We start from the raw sequence: 19,783 nt of genomic DNA, 5'->3' as shown, positions 1-19,783 counted from the left end.
CAGGAAACCGATTTCCGAATTTTCCTTCCGCGGTTGGAGTGGGACACGATGGAGCTAACCCGCGGCCGGTTCCTCGCACTGCTCGGCGGCGCCGCCGCGGGCGTCGCAACGGCCGGATGCGCCGAATCGCCGCCGGCGATGGACGTCACCACGGCAAGGTTCGACCGCCCCGCGAGCGGCACCGTCGAGGTCTGGTCCCGTGGCGGGCTGATCGCCACCTCGCAGCCGCAAGTGGCGGCCTTCCACGCCGCGCAGGACCGCGTGCGGATCCGGCTGGTGTCGATCCCTGACCAGCTCTTCGTCACCAAGCTCGCCACCGCCATCCGTGGCGGCCGCATGCCCGACCTGGTCGACATCGACCTCATCAACTCCGCCGCCTTCGTCCACCGCGGCGCCTTCGCCGATCTGACGCCGCTGCTCGAGCAGTTGCCGTACCGCGACAAGCTCAGCCCCGGACACCTGGCCCTGGCCAAGCGCGGCGGCCGCTACTACGGCGTCCCCTCGATCGCCGACAACTCCGCCCTCTGGTGCAACCAGGCGCTGCTGGACCGCGCCAAGGTCGACCTGGACGATGCCACCGGCTCCTTCGAGGGCTATCTGGAGGCCGCCCGCGCGATCCGCGGCCTCGGCAAGGACTACTACGGCTGGTATCTGCCCGGCAACGGCAGCGGCGGCCTCGCCTTCGTGGTCCAGCCGCACATCTGGGCCGGCGGCGAGGATCTCGTCACCGGCCGCATAGGCAGCCAGCGCGCGAACATCGCGGGCAATGAACCGCTGCGCCGCACCCTGAAGTTCCTGCACACCCTGTACGCCGAGCGGCTGATGCCGCGCGACACCGCATCCGACGGCGGCACCCGCTGGACGGTCGCCTTCCATGCCGGGAAGGTCGCGATGCTGCCCAGCGGCTACAACATCACCTACTCGAAGGCGCCCAAGGCGCTCAAGGACGACCTCGCGGTCCGGCTGCTCAGCGGCCCGGACGGCGGCCACGCCTTCTTCGCCGGCGGCAACAACTACGGCATCCCGAACGGCGCCAAGAACCCCGCGGGCGCCTGGGCCTACATCCGCTTCTGCCTGACCGTGGGCCAGCAGGCCAAGCTGCCCGAGGCCTTCATGTCGCCGGTGCGCTCCGATGCCGCGACACCGGCCTTCCGCAAGAAGTACCCCCTCGCGGTGGCCCCACTGGCGGACATCGACTCCGGCCGCGCGCCGCTGGCGCTCGCGTACAACCGCATCTTCAACCAGAACGACGGCCCCTGGCTGGCCATGATCCGCAGCGCCGTCTTCGGCGGCGACGTGGACCGGGCGATGCGTGAGGGCCAGGACAGCTTTGACGAGGCTCTTCGACAGGGGGACGCGTGAGTACCGCACTCAAGCCTCCGGCGCAGCGCCGCCGCTCCGCCTCCGCGGCGCGCAAGGCGGCGCCCCGCCCGCGGGCCGGCTCGCTGACCCACCCGGCCCGCACCGGCGTGCTGCTGGTCGCGCCCGCGGTGCTCTTCGTGCTCGCCTTTGTCTTCACGCCGCTGGTGATGGCCGGCTATATCTCGCTGACCGACTTCCCGCTGATCGGCCCGTACGAATTCACCGGCCTGAAGAACTACGAACTGGCCCTCACCGACCCGGTGTTCCTGCCGTCCATCGGCTACACGCTCTTCTACACCGCGGTCGTCACGGTGCCCATCCTCGCCCTCGGCTACGGACTGGCGGTCCTGGTGCGGTCCAACCGCCGCGGGGCATCGCTGCTGCGCACCATCTTCTTCCTGCCGTTCATCATCGGCCTGACCACGATCAGCTTCACCACACTGCTGGAGGCGCAGCCGAACAGCGGCGCGATCAACCAGCTGCTGAAGGCGCTGGGCATCACCGACGGCACCACCGCCTGGCTGGTCGACGGGCCGCTCGGCACCGGCCTCATCATCGTCATGGTCATCTGGGGCACCTCGGGCCTGACGATGATGCTGCTGATGGCGTCCATGCAGGGCATTCCCAAGGAGGTCTACGAATCCGCCGAGCTGGACGGTGCCGGCTGGTGGCGCACCGAGCGGGAGATCACGCTGCCGATGGTGCGGCGAACGCTCGGGCTGTGCACGGTCATCTCCGTGATCGGGTCGCTGCTGGCGTTCAACCAGTTCTACATCCTCACCCAGGGCGGGCCGGGCTCGGAGACCACGACCGTGGTGATGTCCGTGTACCGACGCGCCTTCGTGGACCTGCAGTTGGGCGCTTCCACCGCGATGTCGCTCATCCTCGTACTGATCATCGCCATCATTGCCGCCGTGCAGTTCTGGCTGCTCCGTGAGAAGGACTGAGGTGTCGTGGCCACCACCCGTATCAAGCTGATCCTTTACGTCCTCGGCGGCGGCGGCGCGGCGCTGGTGTTCCTGGTGCCGCTCGCCTTCGCGCTGATCCGCGCGGCGCAGCCGAGCGACGTCATCATGAACAAGCCGGGCCTGTCGTCCTTCTTCGACTGGACCGGCGCCAACTTCAGCGGGCTCTTCACCAACGGCGACATGGCCCGCCCGCTGCTCAACAGCCTGCTCGTGTCGCTGTCCACGGCGGCGCTGACGGCCTTTCTGTCCGTGCTCGCCGGCTACGGCTTCGCCCGCTTCGACTTCCGCGGCCGCGGCGCGCTGCTCGGCGTCGTCGTACTGACGATGATGGTGCCGTTCCAGGCCATCCTCACGCCGCTCTACCTGGAGATGAACACCCTGGGCCTCACCGACTCGCTGCTCGGCCTGGTGCTCTTCTACACCACCCTGAACCTCCCGTTCGGCGTGATCGTGATGCGTAATTCCTTCGCCTCCATCCCCGGCGAGCTGGAGGACTCCGCACAGGTGGACGGCGCGGGCACGCCACGGCTGCTGCTGTCGGTGCTGCGCCCCCTGATCACCCCGGGCACGGCGACTGTGGCGCTCTACGCCTTCCTGGCCTCCTGGACGGAATTCCTGGGCGCCCTGACCTTCCTCACCGACCCGGACCTCTTCACCCTCCCGGTCAGCCTGTCCAATCTCCAGCAGGGCTCGTACGGCCAGGTCGACTTCGGCCTGCTGGCGGCCGGAGCGGTGGCGGCGATGATCCCGTGCGTCGTCCTGTACGTGGCCCTGCAGCGCTTCTACGTCGCGGGCCTGGCGTCGGGGGCGGTGAAGGGCTGACCCAGGGGCCATCCCGCCTCTCCCTATGCGCACCCATATCCCGCTATGGTGCGTCCCGCCGCGACATGCCCGCCGCGGTGCATGGGGAGGGCGCCGCGTAGGGGACGCGGCGTAACGGGCCTTGGGGGGCGAATCCGTGATGCGTGCTGCGCACGAACTGTTCAGGCTGTCCAGAATCAGATCCCGTGGGCTGATATTGCTCATGCTGGGAGCCGTCGCGGCGGCCCTGCTGCCGCTCATATCCAGCCTCGACGCCACCGCCAAGTCCGCGGCGGCGCCGCCCGGCCAAGACCCGAAGGCGCCGCAGACCTCGCCGCACCACCGCGCCGCACCCGCCGACGCCCTGGTGCCCACCGCGCCGCAGCTGCCGCGCGCCGACTGGACCGTCTCCGCCTCCGACGAGGAGTCCGCGGCGCAGAACAACCGCGCCGCCAACGTGCTCGACGGCAGCAACGGCACCATCTGGCACAGCAAGTGGTCCGGTACGCCGACAGCGCTGCCGCACACCATCACCATCGACATGCACCGCACCGCCGTCGTCTCCGCCCTTCTCTACCAGCCGCGGACCGACGGCAGCGCGAACGGCCGGATCGGCGGCTACGCCGTCCACCTCAGCACCGACGGCCAGAGCTGGGGCGCCGCCGTCGCCTCCGGGACGCTCGCGGACGACGCCACCGCCAAGACGCTCAGCTTCTCCGCCCAGGGCGCCCGCTATATCCGGCTCACCGCCACCACCGAGGCGGGCAATCGCGGCCCGTGGTCGTCCGCCGCCGAACTCAACCTCCTCGGCGACCCCGGCCAGCCCGCCTCCGTCGTCGATCTCCCCCGCACCGGCTGGACCGCCACCGCCAGCGACGAGGAGACCGCCGCCCAGGACAACCGCGCCGCCAAGGCGCTCGACGGCAACGACGACACGATGTGGCACAGCAAGTGGTCGGGTACGGCGACGCCGCTGCCGCACCACATCACCATCGACATGAAGGCCTCCCGTACGGTCTCCGCGCTCAGCTATCAGCCGCGCAAGTCCGGGGCCAACGGCCGGATCGGCACGTACACCGTCACTACCAGCACCGACGGCAGCACCTTCGGCGCGCCGGTGGCCCGCGGCACCTGGAAGGACGACGACACGATCAAGGGCGCCACCTTCACCGCACCGGTGACCGCCCGCTATGTGCGGCTGACCGCCACCACCGAGGCCGGCGGACGCGGCCCCTGGTCGTCCGCCGCCGAGCTACGGCTCAGCGGGCCCGCCAACCCGGCCGTGCACGGCAGCTGGAGCAAGCTGACCGGGTTCCCGCTGGTGCCGGTGGCGACCGCGGTGCTGCCCAACAACAAGCTGCTGGCCTGGTCCGCGTACGCCACCGACCGCTTCGGCGGCAGCAACGGCTACACCCAGACCGCGATCATGGACCTGAAGACCGGCGCGGTCACCCAGCGGCGGGTCGACAACACGGGGCACGACATGTTCTGCCCGGGCACCGCGACCCTCGCAGACGGCCGGGTGCTGGTCACCGGCGGCAGCAACGCCGAGCGCGCCAGCATCTACAACCCCGCCACCGACGAGTGGACGCGCACCGCGGACATGAACATCCCGCGCGGCTATCAGGCGATGACGACCCTGTCGAACGGCGACGCGTTCGTCCTCGGCGGGTCCTGGAGCGGCGGCAACGGCGGAAAGGGCGGCGAGGTCTGGTCGGCAGCCACCGGCACCTGGCGCAAGCTGACCGGGGTGCCGGTGACCGGCACCATGACCGCCGACCCGGCGGGCCCGTACCGGGCCGACAACCACCAGTGGTTCTACGCCACCTCGGGCGGCCGCGTCCTGCACCTCGGCCCCAGCAAGCAGCTCAGCTGGATCTCCACCTCCGGCAACGGCAGCATCACCGCGGCCGGCACTCGCGCCGACAGCGCGGACGCGATGAACGGCAACGCCGTCGCGTACGACATCGGCAAGCTGCTGACGCTCGGCGGCGGCACGGCGTACGAGAAGGTGGGCGCCACCAACCGCGCCTATACGGTGAACGCGAACGGCAGCGGCAATCCGGTCAGCGCCCGCACCGGGAACATGGCCGACGCCCGGTCCTTCAGCAACAGCGTGGTGATGCCGGACGGCAAGGTCGCCGTCTTCGGCGGCCAGTCGTACCCGGTCCCGTTCTCCGACGCCACCTCCTCGCTGACCCCGGAGATCTGGAACCCGGCCACCGGCACCTTCACCCGCCTCGCGTCGATGGCCGTGCCGCGCAACTACCACAGCGTGGCCAACCTGCTCCCCGACGGCCGGATCTTCTCGGGCGGCGGCGGACTGTGCGGCGACTGCGCCACCAACCACGCCGACGGCGCGATCTTCACGCCGCCGTATCTGCTGAATGCGGACGGGACCCTCAAGACCCGCCCGGCCATCACCGGCAGCGTCCCGGCGAAGGTGGCGAACGGCGCCAAGCTGCAGGTGACGACCGACTCGGCGGTCTCCTCCTTCGTACTGGTCCGCAACAGCGCCGCCACCCACTCCACCGACAACGACCAGCGGCGCGTCCCGCTCACGTCGGCCCAGACCGGCACCGGCGCGTACGAGGTGCAGATCCCGGCCGATGCCGGGGTGGCGCTGCCCGGCAGCTACATGCTGTTCGCGCTGAACTCCCAGGGGGTGCCGAGCGTCGCCAAGCTGCTGACGGTGGGCTGAGGTTACGGCGCCGGGGCGGTGAAGGGCTGCCCCGGCAGGACGACGTACACGCCACTGCCCGGCGGGCACTCCTCCGAGCGGGCCTTGAGGGCGGCGACGTCCACCGAGGCGGGCCAGCGGGTGCCCTGTTCCGTCCAGCGGACGCCTATGAGGTCGACGCCGGTCAGGTCGGCGGCGCTCAGGTCCGCCTCGGTGAAGTCGTTCAGGAACTCCTCCACCGCCGTCTCGCCGAACAGCGGCGGGTACTGGGCGAGCGTGATGCCCGTGGTGTCCTCGACCCGCCTGCGGCACTCGTCGGCCAGCACGCGCGCCCGCGCGCGGGCGCGGTCGAGGCCCAGGGCCAGGTCGCGGATGCGGTCGCGGACGAGGTCGCCGGAGAAGCGGCGGACCAGTTCGGTGATGGTGCCGAGTTCGCGGACGAGGTCGTCGAGGCAGGCGCGGGCCCTGGCCAGGTCGGACTGGAGCACGGCGAGGTCGAGGGAGCAGACCCCGACGAGGTTGTCGAGGAGCTTGATGTCCGCCACCAGGTCGCGATTGAGGCGGCGGGCCACATCGCGGTCCTGGCCGAGCGCGTGATCGCGGTCGACGGGGCGGTCCAGGCCGTGGTCGAGGGCGAGCGCGCGGTCCAGGGTCAGCGCCCGGTCGCGGCCGCGGGCGAGGGCGGCGGCGGCGTTGAGCGCGTAGACGAGGACGCGGTATTCGCCCGCGACGGCGGGGTCGCCGCGCAGCGTCATCCGCTCGGGCGGGCTGACGAGGGCGGCGGGGCCGTGCGCGAGGTGCGGCGGCAGGAGGGGCATCGCGTTCGGCACGATGTCGCGCAGCCCCGACTCCACATCGAGCAGCTCCTCCAGATCCTCGGCCAGCGCCTCGTAGCGGGCGTGGATCAGCACCTCGCGCAGTCCCGCCTCCAGGTCGAGCCGCTCGGCGAGCGTCGCGGCAAGCGCGGACTGGTGGCCGGCGAGCAGCCGCCCGGCGGCTTCCCGCGCTTCGTTCACGAATCCGTCCGTCACCGTTCCTCCTTTCGGTCCGCCACTTCGGGCCGGAGTTCCGCGCTCACCGCGCGGCGGGCCTTGCGCAGGCTTGCGCTGACGGCGTTGGGGGTGATGCCGAGTTCGCCGGCGATCTCGCCGGGGCTGAAGCCGCTCAGGGTCCAGGCGAGGACCTGGCGCTGCCGCGGCGGCAGCCGGCGCAGCACCGTGAGGGCGTGCTCGGTGAGCTCCCACTCCACCACGTCGCCCACGCCCGGCAGCAGCGAGGACGGCTCCGGCAGCTCGCCGACCGGCCGCTCCCGGGTGCTGCTGAACTCCCGGATCAGCGCCCGGGACGCGACCGTGTGCACCCAGGCCCGCGGATTGCCGATGGCTGACCAGCGCTGATATGCCTTGATCATGGTCTCCTGCGCGATGTCGGCGGCAAGGTGCAGCGAGGCACCCTGGTTGATGAGGAAGGCGACGAGATGGTTTGTCGTCTCCCGGTAGAACGCCTCGAATCCGACGGTTTCCGTGCGGCTCGACGCGTCGCCCAGTTGCGGTGCGGTGCTGTCACTCACGATGGCCCGCCTCCCTGCGCGGCGTCCGCGCGCTGGGGCATGCGTGGCGTTCATGGCGGGCGTATTTACGCTGGTGCAGCCAGTCCGACAGCAGGGTCAGACTCTGATTGGCCAGCACCGCCGCGACGGCGGCGGCCATGGCGCTGAGTGTGTGCATGAGCTCCCTCTTCTCGATGGTCAAGACCCGGTAAAGGGGCGCTTGTTGAGAAGAGGAGCCGACAAGACGTCGGTACGTGAACCCGGCGGGCGAAACGGTCCGCGGCGGTGGTCGCTTTCCGGCCACCCGTCCTACGCGCCCGCGCCGAACCGCTCCCGGTAGCCGTCGAGATCGGCCTCCGACACCTTGCCGAAGAGCACGGGCGGGACGGTGAACGGCGTGCCCGCGGCGACCGCATTCAGCGAGCGGGCCGCGTCAGCGGTCGGCCACCCTGCGGCCGGCTCACCGCCGAAGACGCCCGCCAGCGTCCGGGCCGTCGCCGGGACGACCGGCTGCGACACCTGCGCGTACAGCCCGATCAGGTTCATCGCGGTCCGCAGCGTCACCGCCGCTGCGGCCGCATCCGTACGGACCTCCACCCAGGGGGCCTTCTGGTCCACGTACGCGTTCCCGGCGCTCCACAGCGCCCGCAGCGCGGCCGTCGCCTTGCGGAACCGCAGCGCCTCCAGGTGCCCCTCGTACTCCGCGAGCCCGGCCGCGATCTCCTCCCCCAGCCGCTCCTCCGCCGCGCCGGGCGTGCCGCCCGCGGGCACCGCGTCGCCGAAGCGTTTCCGCGAGAAGGACAGCACGCGGTTGACGAAGTTGCCGAGGGTGTCGGCCAGATCCTTGTTGACCGTCGCCGCGAAGTGCTCCCACGTGAAGGTGGAGTCGTCGGACTCGGGCACGGCCGCCATCAGGTAGTAGCGCCAGTAATCAGCGGGCAGCAGCTCAAGCGCCACGTCCGTGAAGATGCCGCGGCCCTGGGAGGTGGAGAACTTGCCGCCGTAGTAGTTCAGCCAGTTGAAGGCCTTGAGGAAGTCGACGGTCTGCCAGGGCTCGCCCGTGCCGAGCTGGGTGGCGGGGAACATCACTGCATGGAACGGCACATTGTCCTTGCCCATGAACTGCGTGTAGCGGACGTCGTCGGCGTCATACCACCACGCCCGCCAGTCGCGGTCGGCCGGCTCCCGCTCGGCCCACTCCTTTGTGGCGCCGATGTACTCGATCGGGGCGTCGAACCAGACGTAGAAGACCTTGCCGTCGGCCGCCAGCTCCGGCCAGACGTCGGCGGGGACCGGGACTCCCCAGTCGAGATCGCGGGTGATGGAACGGTCCTGTAGTCCCTCGGCCAGCCACTTCCGGGCGATGGACGTGGCCAGATGCGGCCAGTCGTGGGCGCGGTCGTCGATGAACTCCTCGACCGCCCGCTGCAGCTTCGACTGCAGCAGGAAGAGATGCGTGGTCTCGCGCACCTCCAGGTCCCGGCTGCCGCTGATCGCGGACCGGGGCGCGATCAGGTCGGTGGGGTCGAGGACCCGGGTGCAGTGCTCGCACTGGTCGCCGCGGGCGGCGTCGTAGCCGCAGTCCGGGCAGGTGCCGACGATGTAGCGGTCGGGCAGGAAGCGGCCGTCGGTGGGCGCGTACACCTGCCGCACCGTGCGCTGCTCGATGCAGCCCTGGTCGTGCAGGCGGCGGGCGAAGTGCTGGGTGATCTCGGTGTTCTGCGCGGAGGAGCTGCGGCCGAAGTGGTCGAAGGACAGCGCGAAGCCGTCGTAGACCGCCCGCTGCGCCTCGTGCTGGCGGGCGCAGTACGCGTCCACCGGCAGCCCGGCCTCCTGGGCGGCGAGCTCGGCCGGGGTGCCGTGCTCGTCGGTGGCGCAGATGAAGAGCACCTCGTGCCCGCGCAGCCGCAGGTAGCGGGCGTAGACGTCGGCGGGGAGCATGGACCCGACCAGGTTGCCCAGGTGCTTGGTGCCGTTGATGTACGGCAGGGCGCTGGTGATGAGGTGCCGGGTCATGGCGGTGAAGCGTAACGGCGGCGGCCCGTCAGGCCGACAGCTTTTCCAGCAGCGCCGGATACACGGTCATGGCGTTCCCCGCGAGGATGAGCCGGTTGGTCTCCTCGTCGAGCCCGAGGGCGAGGATCGCACGCGCGTTGCGGGCGATGCCCGGGATGCCCGGCCAGTCGGTGCCGAAGATGAACTTGCGGGCGAGCCGCGGGAAGTGGTGGTTCGCGTAATACTCGGGCAGCTTGCGCGGCGGCAGCCCGGACACCTCGATCCACACCCGCTCGTGCATCGTCGCCAGGAAGGCCGCCCCGTCGTACCACCACCCGCGCCCGCCGTGCGCCAGCACCAGGTGCAGCCGGGGAAAGGCCTGCACGATGTCGTCGAGCAGCTCGGGGCAGGCGTAGCGGTTGACCGAGCCCGGGAAGCTGCTGGTGCCGCAGTGCACCACCACCGGCAGGCCGAGGTCCTGGCAGATCTGGTACGCGGGATACATCTCGCGGTCGTTGGCCGGGAAGGCGCCGTGCACCGGGTGCACCTTCAGGCCGACGGCGCCGAGGCCCAGCTGCCGCTCCAGTTCGGCGGTGAGCGGGTAGTGGAGGTGCGGGTTGACGTTCGCGAGGAACGAGACCTTCGCCGGGGCATGCTTGATCAGCGGGAGCAGGTCCTCGGGCGGCTGGATGCCCGTGACCCGCGGGCTGTGCTCGCACATGGCGATGGCGTGGTCGACGCCCTCGGCCTCCAGGTGCGCGGCGAACCGCTCCGGGACGGGAGTGCCGTCGGCGTCGTAGACCTCGGCGACGATCCGCGGATCCCCGAAGCGATCGGCCCACTCCCGCCAGGCGGGCTTGAGGGTGGGCAGCCGGGCCGGGTGCAGGTGGGCGTCGATGAGGAGGTGGTCGTCGAGCACGGTGGGGCTCCGTCTCTCGGATCTTTCAGACCAGGTGCACGTATTCGTAGTCGAAGGGCTTTCCGTTGATGCCGTTGGCGGGCGGCGCCACCCAGGCGGCGATCTTTCCCGGGTCGTATACGGGCCGCATCAGCGACTCGACATACGCCTTGTCGGCGGGCGTCGGCAGCCATGTCGTACGGGCAGCCTCCCACGCCTCGGCCGACACCAGCCGCCCGTCCGGGGTGATGTGGTGGCCGGAGTACGTGCCGACCTTGCGGTTGAAGCCCTGGTGGGGAAGGTAGAGGCGGGGGTCGAGGCCGGCGTCGGTGAGGATGGCGTTCCAGCGTTTGACGCCGCCGGCGCAGTCGGCCGCGTACTCGTCCCGCAGGTCCTGGTTGAGGCCGGTGAGCGCCGGGATCTCGGTGGCTGCGAGCTCGTCGTCCCGTACGGCACCGATCTCGGTGAACGCGTCGGTGAGCCGGTGGTCGTCCTTGCGGCGGTCCTCCATCCAGCGGCCCTTCAGCCCGGCGGTGAAGTAGTTGGCGGCGTTGGTGGAGGTCTCGGAGCCGAAGAGGTCGAGCGAGACGCTGTAGTGGAAGTTGAGGTACTTCTGGATGACGGGGAGGGGGATCGCGCCGTACGCGGCGACCTCGTCCGTGTCGCGCTCGCGCATCACCTCGGCGGTGCGGCGTACGACCCGGTCGACGCCGGTGGTGCCCACCATCATGTGGTGCGCTTCTTCCTTCAGCATGAACTCGCAGGTGCGCGACAGCGGGTCGAAGGCGCTCTCCTTGAGCGTGCCGAGCTGGTATTTGCCGTCGCGGTCGGTGAAGTACGTGAACATGAAGAAGGAGAGCCAGTCCGGGGTCTCCTCGTTGAAGGCGCCGAGGATGCGCGGGGATTCCTCGCTGCCAGAGTTCCGTACGAGGAGATTCTCGGCCTCGTCGCGGCCCTCGCGCCCGAAGTAGGCGTGGAGGAGATAGACCATCGCCCAGAGGTGGCGGCCCTCCTCCACATTGACCTGGAAGAGGTTGCGCAGGTCGTAGAGGCTGGGTGCGGTCGAGCCGAGGCGGCGCTGCTGCTCCACGGAGGCGGGTTCGGTGTCGCCCTGGATGACGATGAGGCGCTGCAGGTCGGCGCGGTATTCGCCGGGCACCTGCTGCCAGACAGGGCGGCCCATCTCCTGCCCGAAGCCGATCCGCCGGTCCGGTTTCCGGTCGGCGAGGAAGATCCCCCACCGGTATTCGGGCAGCGCCACATGCCCGAAGTGCGCCCAGCCGGCGCGGCCGACGTCCACGGCCGTACGGAGATAGACGTCCTGGGTGGGAAGGGCAGGGCCGAGGGTCTGCCACCAGTCGAGGAACTTGGGCTGCCAGGATTCGAGGGCCCGCTTGAGGCGGCGGTCGTCGGCGAGGTCGACGTTGTTGGGGATGCGGTCGGTGTAGTCGATGGGCATGGGTCACCTTCGCTTCGGGTCGTTGTGGGACCACCCGTCCACCCATTGCTGCATCGGGCCGTGTGGTCGGAGAAGACCGGCCGCTCGGCGGCCATTCGAGGGCACCCTCACACCCGCTTCCGGTCGAAGACCGGCCGCTGCCCCGTGCCGTAGCGGCGGAGGGCGCCTTCGGCGCCGCTCGCGTTCGGGCGGGTGAAGATCCAGTTCTGCCAGGCGGCGAGGCGGCCGAAGATCTTGGTCTCCAGGGTCTCGGGGCCTGCGAAGCGGTAGTTGGCCTCCATGCCGGTCAGTGCGTCCGGGCTGAAGGCGGCGCGCTCCTCCAGGGTGAGGCGGAGCTCGTCGTCCCAGTCGAGGTCGTCCGGGGTGAAGGTGACGAGGCCGAGGGCGGCGGCGGCCGCGGCGTCGAGTGGTTTGCCGAGGGCCTCTTCGCCGGGGGCGGGCTTGCCGCAGAAGCGGTTACGGAGCCGGGAGAGGCCGTTCGCCATGGGGTACGCGCCCAGGTTCGCCTCGGTGAGCACCAGTTCGGCGGGGTCGCCGGGGTCCGGGGCGTCCTCGAAGACGCCGTCGAGCATGTACTGGCGGTCGCAGGCGAGCGCGAGCTCCAGCAGCAGGCCCGCGAAGGCGCTGCCGGGCTCGATCGCGGCGATCAGGCTGCGGCTGGAGGCGTCGAGGCGCTTGAGGGTGCGCTTGGTGTAGTGCCGGACCTCGTTGATGAACCAGTGGTCGGCGTGGGTGGTGAGGAAGGCGTCGTGGTCGAGGACGGCGGCCGGGTCGCCGGTGGTGCGGAACAGCCAGGTGCCGAGCTCGGGCTCGTTGGTGCGCAGGCGGAGGATGAGGTCGTCGAGCTCGCGGGTGACGGCGAGGGGCCAGTAGCCGGCACCCTGGGCGACGGCGTCGGCGGGCGTGGCGGGGGCTGGGACTGGTGGCCCCGCGACGGTGATCTCGACCAGGCGGCGGTCGCGGTCGTACGCGGCGCGCACGTGCTCGTACGCGAGGCCGGCCTCGCTGGACTCGCGCCGCAGCGGCGTCAGTTCCACGCCCGGCCCCTCGGCGTGTCGCGCCGACTCCGCGACCGCCCGCGCGGCGTGTCGCGCCACCGTCGCGTCGAAGTCGCGGCGCGGCACGGACTCGTCGAGCAGGCCCCACTCGACGGCCCGCGGCCCGCGTACGCCCTCGGCCTTGGTCGCGAAGTGGTCGGCGAGGTCCCGCCGCACCCCGCGCTTGTCCACGACCCGGGTGAGCCCGCCGGTGCCGGGCAGCACGCCGAGCAGCGGCAGTTCGGGCAGCGACACGGCCGAGCTGCGGTCGTCGACGAGCACGATGGCATCGCAGGCGAGCGCGAGCTCGTAACCGCCGCCGGACGCCGTCCCGTTGAGCGCGGCGATCCAGCGCTGCCCCGAGTGCTCGGTGGCGTCCTCCATCCCGCAGCGGGTCTCGTTGGTGAACTTGCAGAAGTTCACCTTCCACTCGTGCGGCGACTGAGCGAGCATCCGGATATTGGCGCCCGCGCAGAAGACCTTGTCGGGGCCGCCGGTGATCACGACGGCGCGCACTTCGGGGTGCTCGAAGCGCAGCCGCTGGGTGGCGTCGTAGAGCTCGATGTCGACGCCGAGGTCGTAGGAGTTGAGCTTCAGCTCGTATCCCGGGACGAGGCCGCCGTCCTCGGCGACGTCCATCACCAGGTGGGCCACCGGGCCTTCGACGGTCAGCTGCCAGTGGCGATAGCGGTCCGGGTGGGTGTCGAAGGAGACCTCCATGCCTACGACGATCCACGCTTCTTCGACGTCGCGTCAAGAGTCTGTAGACTATTGGCATGCCCGAGAACAACTCCCCGCGCACCAGCGCCCGTTCGCTCCTGCTCACCGCGCTCGGCGAGTTCGTGCTCCCCAACGGCCCGGCCTGGACCTCCGCGCTGGTGCATCTCCTCGGCACCCTCGGCGTCGAGGAGAAGGCGGCTCGCCAGGCCTTGTCCCGTACCGCCGCCGACGGCTGGCTGACCGGCGAACGGGACGGCCGCCGCGTCCGCTGGTCGCTCACCGCCCGCGGCCGCCGGCTGCTGTCCGAGGGCGCCGAGCGGATTTACGCGCTCGGCACCGGGCGTTCCTCGTGGGACGGCCGCTGGCTGGTGCTGACGGTGACGGTCCCCGAGTCACAGCGCAGCCTGCGCCATCGCCTGCAGACGAAGCTGACCTGGGCGGGCCTGGGCAATCCCGCGCAGGGGCTGTGGGTCACGCCGCATGCAGGGCGGGAGGCGGAGGTGAAGGAGGTGGTGGCGGAGCTGGGCCTGGACGGGTCCGCATTCTCGTTCACGGGCCCGTTCGCGGGTGTCGGCGAGGAGGCTGTGCTGGTACGGAGGGCGTGGGACCTGGAGGCGGTGGCGCGGCAGTACGAGGCCTTCCTGGCGGCCTTCGCGGGGGTGCGGCCCGGCGGCGGCGACGCGCTCCTGGCCGCCCAGACCCGCCTCGTCCACGAATGGCGCCGCTACCCCTTCCTCGACCCCCAACTCCCGGACGAACTCCTCCCCCCACAATGGACCGGCCGCACGGCCTCCGCCCGCTTCCACGAACTACACGACCGCTGGTCGGACAGGGCGCAGCGGCGGTGGGCGGAGCTCAATGACCAAGGCAATGGATCCTGACCGGATTTCGCATATTCAGTGGCGGTGATATCGCCGCGACCGTCACCCTCTGGAGTCGTCCCCAACGAATCCAGGAGGTGCCGACCGTTCCCATAATCATCGTCCTGATTCTGCTGGTCCTGGGAGTTGAGTTAATCTCCCGCATTCACATCGTCATCCACATCGCCATCCCCACCCTGCCGTCCCTGATCGCCATCGAGATCATCCGCCGCCTGATCCGGTCCGCCCTGAGCAGCAAGGAACAGTAGGGATTCCCTCGCGCCCGGCGCCGCGCCTCCGCGGTCCGGGCGTCGGGAGTGTTTAGCTTGGCCGGATGTGCCACTACTGCGGTTGCCGGGAGATCCCGCTGATCAGGGAATTCATCGCGGAGCACGACCAGGTCAAGGATCTCGCGGGCGATGTCGAGCGGGCCTACGATCGCGGCGATCCGGCGCGGGTCAGGGAACTGGTCCAGGCGATGGCGGAGATCCTGCGGGCGCATTGGAAGGGCGAGGAGGACGGGCTCTTCACGGTGATGCAGGGCGATCCCGAGTACGCGGATTACATCGACGCGCTGAAGCGGGAGCATCGCGAGCTGGCTGAGCTGCTCGATACGGCTGACCCCGATGATGCCGCCGACCGGAAGAGGCTCTTCGAGGCGTTCGACGAGCTGCACCATCACATTGCCAAGGAGGAGGACGGGCTGTTTCCGGCGTCGCTCACGGCGCTGACGGGCGAGGAGTGGAACCGGTCGATGGCGGCATGGCGCACCGCGCACCCGGAACAGGCGGGGCGGCTGCCGGGGTGAGCGCCCCGCCGTGATCCGTGGTTATGCCGCCCGGTGCGTCTCGTCGGCCGGGGGGTCGACCGGCACGGTGGTGCCGGAGCCGGCGGCCGTGCCCGTACCGGAAGGCGTGCCCGCGCCCGTGCCCGAGCCCGTCATCGTGCCCGTACGGGCACTCTTGACCGCGTCATCCACCGTCCGCAGATTCCGCACCTGGTCCTCGTTCAGCCGGCCCGCCTTCGCGTCCCGGCGGAGCTTCAGGGCCGTCATGATCTCCATGATGCCCATGGCCACCAGCCACGCACCGGCGACGATCGTCAGCACGGCGATCGACTCGAACGGCGACACCAGCAGCACCACACCGGCCAGCGCGCTCATGATGCCGAGCGCGATGTGCCAGCCACGGGCGGGCATGTCGTCGTCCTGTACGGAGGCCACGGTCTCCGTGATGCCGCGGATCAGCCAGCCGATGCCGATCCAGATCGCCAGCAGGAAGATCGACTGCAGCGGGCCGCGGAAGCAGAGCAGGCCAAGCAGCACCGACAGGGCACCGCTGATGAAGGCCAGCACCCGCATGGCGGCGGAGGTGTGCGTGCCGAACGCGGCCACCAGCTGGGCGATGCCCGTGAACAGCAGATACAGGCCGAAGAAGATGCCCGCGACCAGCAGCGTCGGCCCGGGCCACGCCAGGACCATGATGCCCAGGATGAGCGCCGCGATCCCGGCCGCGAGCAGCGTGTGCCAGGCGCCCTTCGCCAGGGTCTGCAGCGGGGTCTGATAGGTCTGCTTGGAGTGCTTGGCGCCTTGCGGCGGCGCCTCGGTGGTTCCGGTCGTTGCAGTTTCGTCGGCGGACATGGGTGTCCTCCTTACGCCACTACTCACGGAAGCAGCACCTGCGCGCCTTCGCAAAAGATCAGCCGCCTGAGTAAGGTAAGCCTTACCAATCTGCCATCTGCCGCCCCGGAGGCCGCATGCCCGCGCCGGCACCGTCCGCCGCCCCGCCCGCGAAGCGCCATCCGCCGCGCATCCCGCGCCCGCAGCCCGTGCCGCGGGCCACCACCGACCTGGTCACCCGACTGGAGCAGGGCGACATCGCCGAGGAGGCGTTCTGGGAGGAGGCGGCGCGGGCGGGGACGCCGCTCGTGGAACCCACCGGCGCAGGCGACGCCATCGTCACCTTCCTCTGGCGCGGCACGGAAGCGACCCGGGCGGTACGGGTCACCCCGAACAAGCTCGCCGACCCGCGCGACCCGGACGCCAACCTGATGACGCACGTCCCCGGCACCCACACCTGGCACTGGTCGATACGGATGCGGCGCGACTGGCGCGCCACGTACACGCTCGCCGTCGACGAGGGCGACGGCTCCCAGCACCGCCCCGACCCGTACAACACCCGCACCCTCGCCCCCCGCTGGGCCGGACCGCCGGTGCCGTACGTGGAACTCCCCGACGCCCCCCGCGCCACCGACTGGCAGCGCCACCCCGACACTCCCCGAGGCACCGTCACCGAGCACACCGTCGCGAGCGCGCGGCTCGGCAATGAGCGCCGGGTCTGGCTGTACGAGCCGCCAGGCGCACCCGCGCCCGCAGGCCCCCTCCCCCTCCTCGTCCTCTTCGACGGCGAGATGTGGCAGCCGGGCCTCGACCTCGCCGCCCTCCTCGACAATCTCATCGCCGCCGGCCGCATCCCCCCGCTCGCCGCGCTGCTCCCCGAGTCGCTCGGCGCGGACACCCGCTATGACGAGCTCGCCTGCAGCGAGCGCTTCCTCGGCTTCCTCACCGATGAGCTGCTGCCCTGGGCCGCGGCCGAAGCCCGCCTCCCGCTGACCACCGACCCGTCCCGTACGGTCATCGCGGGCCAGAGCCTCGGCGGCCTTGCCGCGGCATACGCGGCCTACGCGGCGCCACACCGCTTCGGCGCGGTGCTGGCGCAGTCCGGCTCCTTCTGGTGGCCGAACGGGCCCGGCGCCGAGTGGCTGACCGCGCGGCTCGCCGAGGCGCCGCGGCTGCCGGTCCGCTTCCGGCTGTCCGCGGGCGAGCAGGAGTGGGTGGCACTGCCCGCCTGCCGCCGGCTGCGGGACACGCTGGCCGCGAAGGGTTACGACGATGTCGAGTACCGCGAGTTCAATGGCGGGCACGACTATCTGTGCTGGCGTACGGAGCTGACGGACGGGCTGTGCGCCCTGCTGGGAGACCCGGCCTGAGGAATTCCCGTATCGCCGGGGGTGTCTGCTCGCCTTCGCCCGCGCGCCCGCCAAGGATGAGCGGCGTGACGGACCTCCTCAGCCACCACTCGCTCGACCTCGCCACGCGCTACCTGGACCTCGCCGGCGTCTTCGCCTCCGCGCTCCTCGGCGGCGCCATCGCCCGCGTCGAGCGGCTTGACCTCTTCGGCTTCCTGGCCGTCGGCATCGCGTCCGGGCTCGGCGGCGGCATCATCCGGGATGTGCTGCTGCAGCACGGCACGCCGGTCGCGCTCACCGATGTCGCCTATCTGCCGACCGCTATCGCGGGTTCGCTGATCGCGTTCGCCATCAACATCGGCCAGCACGCCTGGGACCGGCTCTTCACCGCGCTCGACGCCGCCGTCATCGGCTTCTGGGGGGTCACCGGCGCGCACAAGACGCTGGCCGCGGGGCTCGGCTGGCTGCCCGCGGTGCTGCTCGGCACCATGAGCGCGGTCGGGGGCGGGGTGACGCGGGATTTGATGCTCGGGCGGGTGCCCGCCGTGTTCGGCGGCAACGCCATGTATGCGACGGTCGCGGCGATCACCTCCGGGATCATGGTGCTCTGCTCCTACCTCAACGCCCCCGCCCTCGGCATCATCCTCGGCATCGTCGTCGGCCTGATCGTCCGGGTGCTGGCCGTACGGCACGGCTGGGGCCTCCCGAACGGGCGCGACTGGCAGCCCCATTCCCGCCTGGCCACCGTCTGGCAGCGCGGCCGCCGCGCGATCCCGCGGCGGACGTCCGCCCGCCGGTCCAGGCCGTAGCCCACTCCGGCGCTCTGCGACTCTCCCTCCGCCAACCGCCGCTGCCCCATGCACTGTTGTCCCGCACACCCCCTCTCGATCAGAATGCTCATGACAATGCCGGGCGAACAAAGTCGCCCGGCGACAGAGGGGACCCCCACATGAAGAAACCTCTCGTCAGCGCGTTCGCCACCAGCCTGCTCCTGATCGGCGCAGGCGCGGCACCCGCGCTCGCCGGCAGCCGCGGCGAGGCCGGGCCGGAGGCCGCCGGCTTCGCCGGCACCGTCGCGCTCAGCAACTGTTCCGGCTCGGTGATACGCATGCCCGACTCGCAGCCCGCGGACCCGGCGCTCGTGATGTCCAACGGGCACTGCCTGGAGAGCGGGATGCCAGGCCCCGGCGACGTCATCGTCGACGAGCCCTCGGGCCGGACCTTCGACCTCCTCGACGCCTCGGGCAAGGAGGTCGGGACGCTCAAGGCGAGCAAGGTCGCGTACGGCACGATGACCGACACCGACGTCTCCCTGTACGAACTCACCAGCACGTACGAGGAGATCGAGACCGACTACGGCATCAAGGCGCTCGAGCTGTCCGCGGAACATCCCGCCCAGGGCTCCGCGATCACCGTCGTCTCCGGCTACTGGAAGCAGACCTACAGCTGCGCGATCGACGGCTTCGCCAATGAACTCCGCGAGGCCGACTGGACCTGGAAGGACTCGGTCCGCTACACCTCCGCCTGCAAGACCATCGGCGGCACCTCCGGATCCCCGGTGGTGGACGACGCCGGCGGAAAGGTCGTCGCGGTCAACAACACCCTCAACGAGGACGGCCAGGAGTGCACCCTGAACAACCCCTGTGAGGTGGACAAGGACGGCAAGGTGACCATCCACCCCGGCATCGGCTACGCGCAGGAGACCTACCAGATCGTGCCGTGCGTGGGAGCGGGCAGCAAGATCGACCTCAACGCGTCCGGCTGCACCCTCCCCAAGCCCAACTAGCCCTCACTTCCTCCAGAGCACGTGATGCGTCATCCCGCTCGGGCTCGGCACGACGTCGTGGTGGAAGCGGTCGTCCAGCTCCTCCGGCGACTCCCACAGCCGCGAGCCGGCGCCGAGCTTGATCGGGGCGACCGCCACATGCAAGGTGTCGACAAGGTCGGCGTCGAGGAAGGCCCGGATGATCTTGGCGCCGCCGCCGAGCCTGACGTCCTTGCCCTGGGCGGCCGCCTTCGCCTCGGCGAGCACCGCGGCCGGCTCCGCGTCGGTGAAGTGGAAGGTGGTGTCGGAGAGGGAGAAGGACGGGCGGGTGTGGTGCGTCATGACGAAGACCGGGGTGTGGAACGGCGGCTCGTCGCCCCACCACCCCTGCCACTCCTCGTTCTCCCAGGGGCCGCGGTGCGGGCTGAACTTGTTGCGGCCCATGATCTCCGCGCCGATGTTGTGGGTGAAGTCGCGGGTGAAGTAGTCGTCCAGGCCGCGGCTGCCGCCCGGGTCCGTACGATTCGGCCAGCTCGCGGTCGCGCCCGCCCAGCTCATCATCGTGGCGGGATCGGCGTGGCCGAACGGCGTCTCCAGGCCCTGACCCTCGCCGGCGCCGTATCCGTCGCTTGAGATGGTGAAGTTCTGGACTCGCAGCAACTGGCTCATGGTCTACCCCTGCTTCCTAGATGCTGATCATCTGTTGCGAGGGTAGACCAGCG

19 protein-coding genes are annotated in these 19,783 nt (G+C 70.7%); 10 read left to right on the top strand and 9 right to left on the bottom strand.

The window, feature by feature from the left end:
- The first annotated feature begins 48 nt into the window (after positions 1-48).
- From ACNNMR_RS41065 to ACNNMR_RS41050, 4 genes are all read left to right on the top strand, one after another.
- On the top strand, positions 49-1,362 hold the full coding sequence (locus ACNNMR_RS41065; RefSeq protein ID WP_419999837.1) for an ABC transporter substrate-binding protein: 1,314 nt from the start codon (positions 49-51) through the stop codon (positions 1,360-1,362).
- Positions 1,359-2,309: a carbohydrate ABC transporter permease gene (locus tag ACNNMR_RS41060; RefSeq protein ID WP_419999836.1), complete on the top strand. Its 951-nt coding sequence runs from the start codon at positions 1,359-1,361 to the stop codon at positions 2,307-2,309. Before ACNNMR_RS41065 ends, ACNNMR_RS41060 begins: the two co-directional genes overlap by 4 nt.
- A gap of 6 nt (positions 2,310-2,315) precedes the next feature.
- Positions 2,316-3,152, top strand: coding sequence for a carbohydrate ABC transporter permease (locus ACNNMR_RS41055; protein WP_419999835.1), 837 nt, complete (start codon positions 2,316-2,318; stop codon positions 3,150-3,152).
- A 202-nt stretch (positions 3,153-3,354) separates the two neighbouring features.
- Complete coding sequence (locus ACNNMR_RS41050; RefSeq protein WP_419999834.1) at positions 3,355-5,832, top strand: discoidin domain-containing protein; 2,478 nt, start codon at positions 3,355-3,357, stop codon at positions 5,830-5,832.
- A gap of 2 nt (positions 5,833-5,834) precedes the next feature.
- Here the strand turns inward: ACNNMR_RS41050 and ACNNMR_RS41045 are convergent, their stop codons facing one another.
- The 7 genes from ACNNMR_RS41045 to boxC form a co-directional block, all read right to left on the bottom strand.
- Positions 5,835-6,842 carry a hypothetical protein gene (locus ACNNMR_RS41045; RefSeq protein ID WP_419999833.1) on the bottom strand — a complete coding sequence of 336 codons (1,008 nt, stop codon included), beginning with the start codon at positions 6,840-6,842 and terminating at the stop codon, positions 5,835-5,837.
- A complete protein-coding gene (locus tag ACNNMR_RS41040) occupies positions 6,839-7,381 on the bottom strand; it encodes an RNA polymerase sigma factor (protein WP_419999832.1) in 543 nt (180 codons plus the stop codon). Before ACNNMR_RS41040 ends, ACNNMR_RS41045 begins: the two co-directional genes overlap by 4 nt.
- Positions 7,374-7,520: a hypothetical protein gene (locus ACNNMR_RS41035; protein WP_419999831.1), complete on the bottom strand. Its 147-nt coding sequence runs from the start codon at positions 7,518-7,520 to the stop codon at positions 7,374-7,376. The genes ACNNMR_RS41040 and ACNNMR_RS41035 overlap by 8 nt, the downstream gene beginning before the upstream one ends.
- Before the next feature lie 149 nt (positions 7,521-7,669).
- The gene (metG, locus tag ACNNMR_RS41030) at positions 7,670-9,376 is read right to left on the bottom strand and encodes a methionine--tRNA ligase (RefSeq protein ID WP_419999830.1); all 1,707 of its coding nucleotides are present in this window, start codon (positions 9,374-9,376) and stop codon (positions 7,670-7,672) included.
- A 28-nt stretch (positions 9,377-9,404) separates the two neighbouring features.
- On the bottom strand, positions 9,405-10,274 hold the full coding sequence (locus ACNNMR_RS41025; protein ID WP_419999829.1) for an amidohydrolase family protein: 870 nt from the start codon (positions 10,272-10,274) through the stop codon (positions 9,405-9,407).
- A gap of 25 nt (positions 10,275-10,299) precedes the next feature.
- Positions 10,300-11,712 carry a benzoyl-CoA 2,3-epoxidase subunit BoxB gene (gene boxB / locus ACNNMR_RS41020; protein ID WP_419999828.1) on the bottom strand — a complete coding sequence of 471 codons (1,413 nt, stop codon included), beginning with the start codon at positions 11,710-11,712 and terminating at the stop codon, positions 10,300-10,302.
- A gap of 107 nt (positions 11,713-11,819) precedes the next feature.
- Positions 11,820-13,469: a 2,3-epoxybenzoyl-CoA dihydrolase gene (boxC, locus tag ACNNMR_RS41015; RefSeq protein ID WP_419999827.1), complete on the bottom strand. Its 1,650-nt coding sequence runs from the start codon at positions 13,467-13,469 to the stop codon at positions 11,820-11,822.
- A 56-nt stretch (positions 13,470-13,525) separates the two neighbouring features.
- On the opposite strand from boxC, the gene ACNNMR_RS41010 reads away from it, so the two are divergent.
- From ACNNMR_RS41010 to ACNNMR_RS41000, 3 genes are all read left to right on the top strand, one after another.
- A complete protein-coding gene (locus ACNNMR_RS41010) occupies positions 13,526-14,350 on the top strand; it encodes a PaaX family transcriptional regulator C-terminal domain-containing protein (protein WP_419999826.1) in 825 nt (274 codons plus the stop codon).
- Positions 14,351-14,427: 77 nt separating this feature from the next.
- Positions 14,428-14,598, top strand: a complete 171-nt coding sequence (locus ACNNMR_RS41005; RefSeq protein WP_419999825.1) for a hypothetical protein — start codon at positions 14,428-14,430, stop codon at positions 14,596-14,598.
- Between the two features lie 65 nt (positions 14,599-14,663).
- Positions 14,664-15,137 carry a hemerythrin domain-containing protein gene (locus ACNNMR_RS41000; RefSeq protein ID WP_419999824.1) on the top strand — a complete coding sequence of 158 codons (474 nt, stop codon included), beginning with the start codon at positions 14,664-14,666 and terminating at the stop codon, positions 15,135-15,137.
- 21 nt (positions 15,138-15,158) lie between these two features.
- On the opposite strand, the gene ACNNMR_RS40995 is transcribed toward ACNNMR_RS41000, so the two are convergent.
- The gene (locus ACNNMR_RS40995; protein WP_419999823.1) at positions 15,159-15,968 is read right to left on the bottom strand and encodes an HdeD family acid-resistance protein; all 810 of its coding nucleotides are present in this window, start codon (positions 15,966-15,968) and stop codon (positions 15,159-15,161) included.
- Positions 15,969-16,084: 116 nt separating this feature from the next.
- On the opposite strand from ACNNMR_RS40995, the gene fes reads away from it, so the two are divergent.
- The 3 genes from fes (at position 16,085) to ACNNMR_RS40980 (ending at position 19,082) form a co-directional block, all read left to right on the top strand.
- Entirely contained in the window at positions 16,085-17,317 is a 1,233-nt protein-coding gene (fes, locus tag ACNNMR_RS40990; RefSeq protein ID WP_419999822.1) for an enterochelin esterase, read from the top strand.
- Positions 17,318-17,382: 65 nt separating this feature from the next.
- Positions 17,383-18,105, top strand: coding sequence for a trimeric intracellular cation channel family protein (locus ACNNMR_RS40985; RefSeq protein WP_419999821.1), 723 nt, complete (start codon positions 17,383-17,385; stop codon positions 18,103-18,105).
- 140 nt (positions 18,106-18,245) lie between these two features.
- Positions 18,246-19,082 carry a S1 family peptidase gene (locus tag ACNNMR_RS40980; protein ID WP_419999820.1) on the top strand — a complete coding sequence of 279 codons (837 nt, stop codon included), beginning with the start codon at positions 18,246-18,248 and terminating at the stop codon, positions 19,080-19,082.
- A 3-nt stretch (positions 19,083-19,085) separates the two neighbouring features.
- Here the strand turns inward: ACNNMR_RS40980 and ACNNMR_RS40975 are convergent, their stop codons facing one another.
- On the bottom strand, positions 19,086-19,730 hold the full coding sequence (locus ACNNMR_RS40975; protein WP_419999819.1) for a dihydrofolate reductase family protein: 645 nt from the start codon (positions 19,728-19,730) through the stop codon (positions 19,086-19,088).
- Positions 19,731-19,783: the final 53 nt, after the last annotated feature.

Origin of the sequence: Streptomyces boninensis, assembly GCF_048572725.1 — a bacterium.
Classification (GTDB): domain Bacteria; phylum Actinomycetota; class Actinomycetes; order Streptomycetales; family Streptomycetaceae; genus Streptomyces; species Streptomyces boninensis.
This window is presented reverse-complemented; position numbering and strand designations above follow the sequence as displayed.